Genomic DNA, 9158 nt, shown 5'->3' on the forward strand with positions numbered 1-9158 from the left:
GCCTTTCACCCTGTGCAGGAGCAGCAACATGACCGTAATCAACACCGCGCCAACGCTTATCACCGAACGTCTGCGGCTGGACGCGCACACGCTGGACGACTTCGAGTCGCTGGCCGCATTGTGGGCCGATCCGCAGGTGGTACGCTACATCGGCGGCACGCCGCGCGACCGGGAGGACTCCTGGGGGCGTCTGATGCGCTACGTCGGCCACTGGGCGCTGTTGGGATACGGGTATTGGGCGGTGCGTGACAAACTGAGCGGCGAGTACCTCGGCAGCATCGGCTTTTCCAACTTCCTGCGCGACATTACCCCGGCGCTCGATGCGCCGGAAATGGGCTGGACGCTGGTGAGCTCGGCGCAGGGCAAAGGCTACGCCACCGAGGCACTGCGGGCGGCGCTGGCCTGGGGTAAAACGCACCTGCCGGGCGAGAAAACCGTCTGCATCATCTCGCCGGAAAACCAGGCTTCGCTGGCGCTGGCGAAAAAGGTCGGTTTCTGCGAAAGCCACCGCAGCGAGTATCACCAGAGCCCGATCGTCGTGATGCACTGCCCGCTTTGAATGCCTAAGCGCATTGCACCGCCAACGCCGTCTGAATGAAGTTGTCCCGCAGCGCGTCCGCGCGCTGCGGATCCCAGGCGATACCGACCTGCCACTCCGTCTCTTCGCCGCTCAGCGGCAGAATGTCGATGCCAACCGGCGCGATGTGCGTGATGCTGTGCGGCAGCAGCGCGACGCCAACGCCGGCGGCGACCAGCGCCAGCAGCGTCTGGATATCGCCGGCCTGCTGCACCACGTTCGGCGTCCACCGGTGAGCGGCGATAAACCGCAGCGACTGATCGCTCAGCCCGCGCCCGCGTTTCGGCGTCAGCTGCAACAGCGGCAGCTGATTGAAACGCGCCATCAGGTCGTCGGCCCGCAGCGCCAGCGCGCCCGGCGCGGCCAGCACCAGCCGGTCGCTCAGCAATGCCACGGCGCACAGCGGCGTAGTGACCGGTAAGCGCACGAACCCCGCCTGCAACTCGCCCTGCAGCAACAGCTGATACTGCCGCTCCGACGGCATGTCCTCCAGCCCAATGACCACCTCGGGAAAACGCTGGCGAAAGGCGGCCACCAGCTGCGGCGCCAGATGAAAACTGGAGAGGCCAAATCCCAGCGCCAGCCGCCCCGCTTCCCCGAGCGCTACCCGCCGGGCGCGCCGCTGAAACTGCTGGTACTGTTCCACCAGCGCCTGCGCCTCCGGGTAGAGCCGCTGCCCACCGGCGGTGAGCACCGCCCCCTGTCGGCCACGCTCGAACAGCCGAACGCCGAGCTGGGTTTCCAGCGCTTGAATCTGCTTGCTCAGCGCCGGTTGGCTGATGCACAGCAGGCTCGCCGCCTGCCGATAGTTGCCCTGTTCGGCCAGCGCCACCAGGGCGCGCAGTTGTTTTATATCCATTCCATCAGGTTATCGAATAGGGAATTTAATTGATTATACAGTAATCAATCCACCTGCTGTAATCAACGCAGACCCCAACCGGAGAGACACCATGACCCCTTCACTTCGCGCCGCCACGGTGCAATTCCAGCATCGCGCCAACGATAAGAATTACAACCTGTCGACCATGGAACGCTTTATCACGGAGGCGGCCGAGCAGCAGATACAGCTGCTGGCCTTCCCGGAAATGTGCATCACCGGCTATTGGCACGTGCGCCATCTGTCCGACGCCGAGGTGCGCGCGCTGGCGGAGCCGATCGCGAGCAGCCCTTCTCTGGCGCGCATTCGCCCGCTGGCGGAGCGTTACAACATGGCGATCGGCGTCGGGCTGATCGAGCTGGGCGACGACGGCCGTTGCTACAACGCCTATGCCGTTTGTCTGCCGGACGGCGAGCTGCATGTGCACCGTAAACTGCACGCCTTCGAACACCCAGCTATCGCCAGCGGCGACCGCTACACGGTGTTCGATACCCCCTGGGGCGTGCGCGTGGGCGTCTTGATCTGCTGGGACAACAATCTGGTGGAGAATGTGCGCGCCACGGCGCTGCTGGGTGCGGAGGTGGTGATCGCCCCGCACCAGACCGGCGGCACCCATTCGCGCAGCCCGCACGGCATGAAGCCGATCCCGCAGGCGCTGTGGCAACGGCGTGCGGAAGATCCGCAGGCGATAGAAGCCGCCTTTCGCGGCGAACACGGCCGCGGCTGGCTGATGCGCTGGCTACCGTCGCGCGCTCACGACAACGGGCTGTTCTTGCTGTTCAGCAACGGCGTGGGCCGCGATGACGATGAGATACGCACCGGCAACGCGATGATCCTCGATCCTTACGGCCGCATCGTGGCAGAGACCTGGGCGGCGGAAGACCGGATGGTCAGCGCCGAACTCGATCTGACGCTGATCCCGCTCAGCACCGGCCGCCGCTGGATTTACGGACGCCGCCCCGAGCTGTACGGGCTATTGACCGAACCACAAGGCTATGAGCGCGATGCCCGCAGCGCACGCTTTTCAACGCAGCCGACGGGGCGAGGCGGCCGATAACAGATAAAAAAAATCCGCCCGGAGGCGGATTTTTTATCGGTGCGGCAAAATCTGCCACAGGTTCATGCCCGCAGGCACGAACACACTTAGAAGCGGTAGCCTACGCCAACGTTCCAGGTGCCAACGTCAACGCTACGAATGCGGTTCTGCTCGTAACCGACATCCAGGGCAACGTTCTCGATTGGGTTGAACTGCAGACCGGCACCGTAGGTGAAGCCGTAGTCAGCGGTGTCGTGACGAGAAGTACCGTTCTGAGCGTTGGTAGTGAATTTACCGTAACCCAGGCCAACCAGACCGTAGATGCTCGCCCAGTCATTGATGCGGTATGCTGGACCGGCAGAGATAGAGTTGTACTGAGCTTTGTTGTAGAAACCGTCCTGAGAACCGTCCTTTTCCAGGTGGGTAAAGGAACCGATTACGCCCAGTGGGTTGTTGTCGAACTCGTAACGGTATTTCAGGTTGAAACCGTCGGCCTTGTTAGCAACGCCTTGGAAATCACCCTGCGCATAGCCAGCGGATACGGTGCTCTGACCAGCGAATGCGGTACCTGCGCTAACTGCTAATACGCAAGCTGCTACTGCGGAAAGACATGCAATTTTTTTCATAACCACCTCAAACGCGTTTTATTATTAAGTACATCCATTTGTTCATGCTTTGAAAATATAACAAAAATTAGCGTGAAACTCTGCCTTGAAATGAGTGTCTAATGCTTTATATCGTGTAACAGAAGATTTCAAGAACAGTGTATCTTCTTATTTTCGCTCTATTTTCGGCCGTATTCTACGGCTTTCTGTGACAAAAATCACCTATTTAATATCCAGATAATTCTTAAGAAAAAGCGCACTTTTTGACCAAAACCGCCACATATCATCCGAGGATCGGCGGATTTCACCGCGATGCGCGCTTTTCTCAGACAGATTTTCGCATTTCATTTACACTGCTCGCATCCCCGTTTCGACCGTTTTCTCAAGGCTGAGGAACGGCGCATAAAAGGCCCGTTAAGGATGTCGTTACCTACTTCCGGCAGAGCGCCCTCCGCGCTGCTGCCTATCTGTCTGTTAATCATCGCCATGGTGTCTATCCAGAGCGGTGCCTCGTTGGCCAAAAGCCTGTTCCCGATCGTGGGCGCGGAAGGCATCACCACGCTGCGCCTTTTCATCGGCACCCTGATTTTGTTCATCATCTTCCGCCCGTGGCGCATGTGCCTCGCCGCCGGCAGCCGCTTGCCGCTGCTGATTTACGGCCTGTCGCTCGGCGCGATGAACTACCTGTTTTACCTGTCGCTGCGCACCGTGCCGCTCGGCATCGCCGTGGCGCTGGAGTTTACCGGCCCGCTGGCGGTGGCCATGTTCTCCTCGCGGCGGCCGATCGACTTCCTCTGGGTGGCATTGGCAATCGCCGGGCTGTGGTTCCTGCTGCCGCTCGGCCACGGTGTGGGGGGAATCGATCCGTTCGGTGCCGCCTGCGCGCTTGGCGCCGGCGCCTGCTGGGCGGTCTATATCATCTTCGGCCAGAAGGCCGGCGGCGATCACGGCCCCGGCACGGTGGCGCTCGGTTCGCTGATCGCCGCGCTGGTGTTCTGCCCGATCGGCGCCTGGCAAACCGGCAGTGTGCTGTTCAACCTCGATATTCTGCCGGTGGCGCTGGCGGTGGCGATCCTCTCCACCGCGCTGCCTTATTCGCTGGAGATCATCGCGCTGCCCAAAATCCCGGCGCGCACCTTCGGCACCTTAATGAGCCTGGAACCGGCAATGGCGGCGCTGTCCGGCATGCTGTTCCTCGGCGAACACCTGAGCGGCGTGCAATGGCTGGCGCTGGCGGCCATCATCGCCGCCTCCATGGGCTCCGCCCTGACCATCCGCCCTAAACCGCGCCTCGAAAGCCTTTCCTGATCGCTAACCCGCCTGCCGACCGCAACGCCGGAATGCAGGCGGGTTAACTGTTTTCCTCGTGACAAGTCGGCATACTTCCCCTTAGCCTGTACCGCAGGCACTTTGGACTTTCGCTCACATGGAGAATAACAGTGATTCACAACAGCCTGTTCAACCCACGCTTCGGCCGCGGACTCGCGCCGGCGCTGGTTTCAACCCTGACCGAGTTGCGTCGATGCGACCTGCCCGAACTGGCCCCGGGCCATCACCCGATCGACGGCGATAACATCTTTATGGATGTCATGACGCTGACCACTACGCCGGCGGCGCAGAAGCGCGCCGAGATGCATCAGGAGTACATCTCGCTCCATCTGCTGATCAGCGGTGAAGAGCGCATCGAATACGGTCTGGCGGGCGACGGGCATCGCGAACAGCCCTACGCAGAAAATAGCGACCTTCTGCTGCTGGACATCAAACGCCATCCGCAAACGCTGCACATGACACACGGCATGTTCGCGATCTTTTTCCAAATGGAGCCGCACAAAGCCGGCTGCCTGTGGCAGCGGTCGCAGCACATCAAGAAAGCGGTGGTGAGGATCCATCACCGCCTGCTGCTTTGACCCTGCGGCAACGCCCGTACAAAATCGGCGGCCTGGCGGGGAGAACGCAAGCGTATGAAGCGGCGCCCGGCGCCGGCCATTTCCGCCAGGTATTTTCGCCGATTTTTGGCGTAGGTGCGGATCGTCCACAGTACGATCGACTCGCGGCTGAAGAAAGAACGGCGAAAACTTTCCCGGTTGCCGGTGCCCGGCCACAGCTCACGTTTGCTGGCCGCGCGTCGGCACGCGCGGCGCACGGCTTGCCACAGTGTGCGCCCAAAACCGTAGTCCAGCCACAGGATATAGTCGACCTCGCGCCACTTGATCGGCTGCGTGCGGCTGTAGTTGCCGTCCAGCACCCAGCCTTCGCCCGCTTCGGCCAGCGCCTGCTCAAGCCGCGCCAGGAATGCATCATCGGGCGTTCCCTGCCACTCGGGCCGCCAATAGAGCCTGTCCATCTCGATATAGGGCACGTCAAGCCGTTCCGCCAGTTGACGCGCCAGGGTGCTTTTACCGCTGCCGCTGGTGCCGACGACGTTAATTTTCATCACTCGCCACTCATAGAGAGGGGATAATCTCCCTACTGTAACTGCATCAATTACGGCTATCAATCTGAATAGGCTTAAAATTAACACCGCGATAACAAAGTGGATATTCTTCTGAGGCCGGCAGGCTCAATGAAAATAAAATAACAGGGATAAACCGTCACTGCGGTAAATAATAAATCTGCAACAAAAAATAAAAAAACCAATAAAAATCAATTTCATTAATCAAAAACAAAAACCACATAAAAATATTGCCATTAGGCTAATCCTATTTGTGCAATAGCCATTTTCGTACGGCAAAAATAAATACCCCTGCTATAATTGATCCCGTAACGAAATAGGACAACGACTAATCAAGAGGATATCTGATATGAGTACCGCTAAACTGGTGAAAACGAAATCTTCTGATCTGCTGTATACCCGTAACGATCTGGACGAAAAAGTCAAACTAGCCGCCATCAAGGCGCTGAACCATCAGGTCGTGCAATTTATCGATCTTTCGCTGATCACCAAACAGGCGCACTGGAACATGCGCGGCGCGAACTTCATCGCGGTCCATGAAATGCTGGACGGCTTCCGCACCGCCATCATCGAGCATCAGGACACCTTCGCCGAGCGCGTGGTGCAGTTGGGCGGCGTCGCACTGGGCACCGTACAGGTGGTCAACGATCGCACACCGCTGAAAAGCTATCCGACCAATATCCACAGCGTGCAGGAGCACCTGAAGGCGCTGGCCGATCGCTACGGCGCGGTAGCGAATGACATCCGCAAGGCGATTACCGAAGTGGAAGACGAAGACACCGCCGACATGTTCACCGCCGCCTCGCGCGATCTGGACAAGTTCCTGTGGTTTATCGAATCCAATATCGAATAACGCGAAAGCGTTGCAGAGCGCCCGTCGTTCCGGGCAGAACAGGCTGGGCTTTGCCCGGCCTGTTTTCTTTTGCGCGACCGTTGCATTGTACAAAAAACGGCCCATATTAAACGGTAAGGTTCCCTTGTCAGGAGGTAATGATGGCCAGCGGCTGGGCGGCGGACGGCGCCGTACAAGATCAGATTGATTCCACCGTCGACGATGCGGTGCAGCGCGCGCGTGAAGCGCTCGGGCACGGCGAGAGCGAACGCTATTGCCAGGAATGCGGAGAGGCGATCCCCGAGGCGCGACGCAAGGCGTTAACGGGCGTGCGTTTTTGCCTCGCCTGCCAGACCGAACAAGACAAAAAACACGCGGCCGCCAGCCTGTACAATCGGCGCGGCAGCAAAGACAGCCAGTTGCGCTAGCATTATCTGCTCCCCCTTTTGCACCCTCGCGGCCCCGCTTGCACCGTCAGTGCATCATGAAAGTTAGAGTTAGTTATCAATATTGAAGCAAAAACGTTAAAGAACGGTTGTTTCACAGCCAAAATTTGGTTAATGATAGCCCCGTGCACCAAGATAATTCTTACGCACCATTTTGGTGCCTCACCTTGGTGCACAACCATAACAATTCGCCTTTCCGGCACAACATCACGCACTAACTCTTTGTTTTTATAGTAGTTGAAAACATGGCACGATTTTTTCATGGCACCAACTGCAATATAAAAAATGGGTAATCCGCAACCTGTACAGGAATTCCTCTCATGAAGTCGATTTTTAAAGTCTCCCTGGCCGCACTCTCTCTGGCCTTTGCCGTAAGTTCCCACGCAGCAGACAAACTGGTGGTCGCCACCGACACCGCTTTCGTTCCTTTTGAGTTCAAACAAGGCGACAAATACGTCGGCTTCGACATCGACCTGTGGGCCGCCGTCGCCAAAGAGCTGAAGCTGGACTACACCCTGAAACCGATGGACTTCGGCGGCATCATTCCGGCGCTGCAGACCAAAAACGTCGACCTGGCGCTGGCCGGCATCACCATCACCGATGAGCGCAAAAAAGCCATCGACTTCTCCGACGGCTACTACAAGAGCGGCCTGCTGGTGATGGTCAACGCCGACAACAACAGCGTGAAAAGCATCGACGATCTGAACGGCAAAGTGGTGGCGGTGAAGAGCGGCACCGGCTCGGTGGATTACGCCAAGCAGCACATCAAAACCAAGGATCTGCGCCAGTTCCCTAACATCGACAACGCCTACATGGAACTGGGCACCAAGCGCGCCGATGCGGTGCTGCACGACACGCCAAACATCCTATACTTCATTAAGACGGCCGGCGCCGGCAAGTTCAAAACCGTAGGCGATTCGCTGGAAGCACAGCAGTATGGCATCGCCTTCCCTAAAGGCAGCGACGAGCTGCGCGAGAAGGTGAACGGTGCGCTGAAAACCCTGCGCGCGAACGGCACCTATAACGAGATCTACAAGAAGTGGTTCGGCACCGAACCTAAGTAAGCTGTGAATTTGGCAAGCTATTAACTTAAGCACAGGGGGTCGCTTAACCCCCTGCGCTTCGTTGTATCTGATACCCACGTTTGGGATCACCGGGAGAAATATCATGCAGTTCGACTGGAGCGCCATCTGGCCCGCCATTCCTATCTTGTTAGAGGGCGCCAAAATGACCCTGTGGATTTCGGTCCTCGGTCTGATTGGCGGCCTGATCATCGGCCTCGTCGCCGGCTTTGCCCGCACCTACGGCGGTTGGATCGCCAACCACATCGCGTTGGTGTTTATCGAAGTAATTCGCGGCACGCCGATCGTGGTACAGGTGATGTTCATCTACTTCGCCCTGCCGATGGCATTTAGCGACTTGCGCATCGATCCGTTCACCGCGGCGGTGGTGACCATCATGATCAACTCCGGCGCCTACATCGCGGAAATCACCCGCGGCGCGGTGCTGTCGATTCATAACGGTTTCCGCGAGGCCGGCCTGGCGCTCGGCCTGTCGCGCCGCGAAACCATCCGCTACGTCATTATGCCGCTGGCGCTGCGCCGCATGCTGCCGCCGCTGGGCAACCAGTGGATCATCAGCATCAAAGACACCTCGCTGTTCATCGTGATCGGCGTGGCGGAGCTGACCCGTCAGGGTCAGGAAATTATTGCCGGTAACTTCCGCGCGCTGGAAATCTGGAGCGCCGTGGCGGTTATCTATCTGATTATTACCCTGGTGCTGAGCTTCGTGCTGCGTCGTCTGGAAAGAAGGATGAAAATCCTGTGATTGAATTTAAAAACGTCTCCAAGCATTTTGGCCAAACCCAGGTGCTGCACAACATCGATTTGAAGATCGACAAAGGCGAAGTGGTGGTGATCATCGGGCCGTCGGGCTCCGGTAAATCCACCCTGCTGCGCTGCATCAACAAGTTGGAAGAAGTCACCAGCGGCGATCTGATCGTCGACGGCCTGAAAGCCAACGATCCGAAAGTTGACGATCGGTTGATCCGCCAGGAAGCCGGCATGGTGTTCCAGCAGTTCTACCTGTTCCCGCACCTGACGGCGCTGGAAAACGTCGCCTTCGGCCCGATCCGCGTGCGCGGCGCGAAGAAATCCGATGCGGAAAAACTGGCGCGCGAGCTGCTGGCCAAGGTCGGTCTGGCGGAGCGTGCCCACCACTACCCGTCCGAACTGTCGGGCGGCCAGCAGCAACGCGTGGCCATTGCGCGCGCGCTGGCGGTGAAGCCGAAAATGATGCTGTTCGACGAGCCGACCTCCGCGCTCGATCCGGAG

The 9158-nt window shown here is 58.6% G+C and carries 12 protein-coding genes; 9 read left to right on the plus strand and 3 right to left on the minus strand.

Annotated features, from left to right (window positions below; genetic code table 11):
• Positions 1 to 28: 28 nt before the first annotated feature.
• Positions 29 to 559 carry a GNAT family N-acetyltransferase gene (locus tag EKL15_RS24045; protein WP_060421279.1) on the plus strand — a complete coding sequence of 177 codons (531 nt, stop codon included), beginning with the start codon at positions 29 to 31 and terminating at the stop codon, positions 557 to 559.
• A gap of 4 nt (positions 560 to 563) precedes the next feature.
• Here the strand turns inward: EKL15_RS24045 and EKL15_RS24050 are convergent, their stop codons facing one another.
• A complete protein-coding gene (locus tag EKL15_RS24050; RefSeq protein ID WP_203090500.1) occupies positions 564 to 1436 on the minus strand; it encodes a LysR family transcriptional regulator in 873 nt (290 codons plus the stop codon).
• Positions 1437 to 1527: 91 nt separating this feature from the next.
• Here EKL15_RS24050 and EKL15_RS24055 point away from each other — a divergent pair, with 91 nt between their 5' ends.
• A complete protein-coding gene (locus EKL15_RS24055; RefSeq protein WP_100396868.1) occupies positions 1528 to 2511 on the plus strand; it encodes a nitrilase family protein in 984 nt (327 codons plus the stop codon).
• An 86-nt stretch (positions 2512 to 2597) separates the two neighbouring features.
• Here the strand turns inward: EKL15_RS24055 and ompX are convergent, their stop codons facing one another.
• Positions 2598 to 3116: an outer membrane protein OmpX gene (gene ompX / locus EKL15_RS24060; protein ID WP_019454480.1), complete on the minus strand. Its 519-nt coding sequence runs from the start codon at positions 3114 to 3116 to the stop codon at positions 2598 to 2600.
• 399 nt (positions 3117 to 3515) lie between these two features.
• Between ompX and rhtA the strand changes: the two genes are divergently transcribed.
• Both rhtA and nanQ read left to right on the plus strand, forming a co-directional pair.
• Positions 3516 to 4403, plus strand: a complete 888-nt coding sequence (rhtA, locus tag EKL15_RS24065) for a threonine/homoserine exporter RhtA (protein ID WP_100396867.1) — start codon at positions 3516 to 3518, stop codon at positions 4401 to 4403.
• Between the two features lie 131 nt (positions 4404 to 4534).
• Entirely contained in the window at positions 4535 to 5002 is a 468-nt protein-coding gene (gene nanQ, locus EKL15_RS24070) for an N-acetylneuraminate anomerase (protein ID WP_100396866.1), read from the plus strand.
• On the opposite strand, the gene EKL15_RS24075 is transcribed toward nanQ, so the two are convergent.
• Positions 4984 to 5529, minus strand: a complete 546-nt coding sequence (locus EKL15_RS24075) for a shikimate kinase (RefSeq protein WP_100396865.1) — start codon at positions 5527 to 5529, stop codon at positions 4984 to 4986. The genes nanQ and EKL15_RS24075 overlap by 19 nt on opposite strands.
• A gap of 367 nt (positions 5530 to 5896) precedes the next feature.
• Between EKL15_RS24075 and dps the strand changes: the two genes are divergently transcribed.
• From dps to EKL15_RS24100, 5 genes are all read left to right on the plus strand, one after another.
• A complete protein-coding gene (gene dps / locus EKL15_RS24080) occupies positions 5897 to 6400 on the plus strand; it encodes a DNA starvation/stationary phase protection protein Dps (protein ID WP_004939215.1) in 504 nt (167 codons plus the stop codon).
• 140 nt (positions 6401 to 6540) lie between these two features.
• Positions 6541 to 6807, plus strand: coding sequence for a DksA/TraR family C4-type zinc finger protein (locus EKL15_RS24085; RefSeq protein ID WP_038880495.1), 267 nt, complete (start codon positions 6541 to 6543; stop codon positions 6805 to 6807).
• Between the two features lie 338 nt (positions 6808 to 7145).
• Positions 7146 to 7889 carry a glutamine ABC transporter substrate-binding protein GlnH gene (gene glnH / locus EKL15_RS24090; protein WP_038880498.1) on the plus strand — a complete coding sequence of 248 codons (744 nt, stop codon included), beginning with the start codon at positions 7146 to 7148 and terminating at the stop codon, positions 7887 to 7889.
• 103 nt (positions 7890 to 7992) lie between these two features.
• Positions 7993 to 8652, plus strand: coding sequence for a glutamine ABC transporter permease GlnP (glnP, locus tag EKL15_RS24095; RefSeq protein ID WP_019454487.1), 660 nt, complete (start codon positions 7993 to 7995; stop codon positions 8650 to 8652).
• On the plus strand, positions 8649 to 9158 hold a 510-nt coding region (locus EKL15_RS24100; RefSeq protein ID WP_203090509.1), incomplete at its 3' end, for an ATP-binding cassette domain-containing protein. The genes glnP and EKL15_RS24100, both read left to right, overlap by 4 nt.

The sequence above is a fragment of the Serratia sp. 4542 genome, from assembly GCF_016805595.1.
GTDB lineage: Bacteria > Pseudomonadota > Gammaproteobacteria > Enterobacterales > Enterobacteriaceae > Serratia > Serratia nevei.

What these genes read in the sequence shown, in the direction of transcription:
- ompX (WP_019454480.1), bottom strand. Translation starts at nt 3,116, where the DNA reads ATGAAAAAAATTGCATGTCTTTCCGCAGTAGCAGCTTGCGTATTAGCA.
- rhtA (WP_100396867.1), top strand. Translation starts at nt 3,516, where the DNA reads ATGTCGTTACCTACTTCCGGCAGAGCGCCCTCCGCGCTGCTGCCTATC.
- dps (WP_004939215.1), top strand. Translation starts at nt 5,897, where the DNA reads ATGAGTACCGCTAAACTGGTGAAAACGAAATCTTCTGATCTGCTGTAT.
- EKL15_RS24050 (WP_203090500.1), bottom strand. Translation starts at nt 1,436, where the DNA reads ATGGATATAAAACAACTGCGCGCCCTGGTGGCGCTGGCCGAACAGGGC.
- EKL15_RS24085 (WP_038880495.1), top strand. Translation starts at nt 6,541, where the DNA reads ATGGCCAGCGGCTGGGCGGCGGACGGCGCCGTACAAGATCAGATTGAT.
- EKL15_RS24045 (WP_060421279.1), top strand. Translation starts at nt 29, where the DNA reads ATGACCGTAATCAACACCGCGCCAACGCTTATCACCGAACGTCTGCGG.
- EKL15_RS24055 (WP_100396868.1), top strand. Translation starts at nt 1,528, where the DNA reads ATGACCCCTTCACTTCGCGCCGCCACGGTGCAATTCCAGCATCGCGCC.
- glnH (WP_038880498.1), top strand. Translation starts at nt 7,146, where the DNA reads ATGAAGTCGATTTTTAAAGTCTCCCTGGCCGCACTCTCTCTGGCCTTT.
- EKL15_RS24075 (WP_100396865.1), bottom strand. Translation starts at nt 5,529, where the DNA reads ATGAAAATTAACGTCGTCGGCACCAGCGGCAGCGGTAAAAGCACCCTG.
- glnP (WP_019454487.1), top strand. Translation starts at nt 7,993, where the DNA reads ATGCAGTTCGACTGGAGCGCCATCTGGCCCGCCATTCCTATCTTGTTA.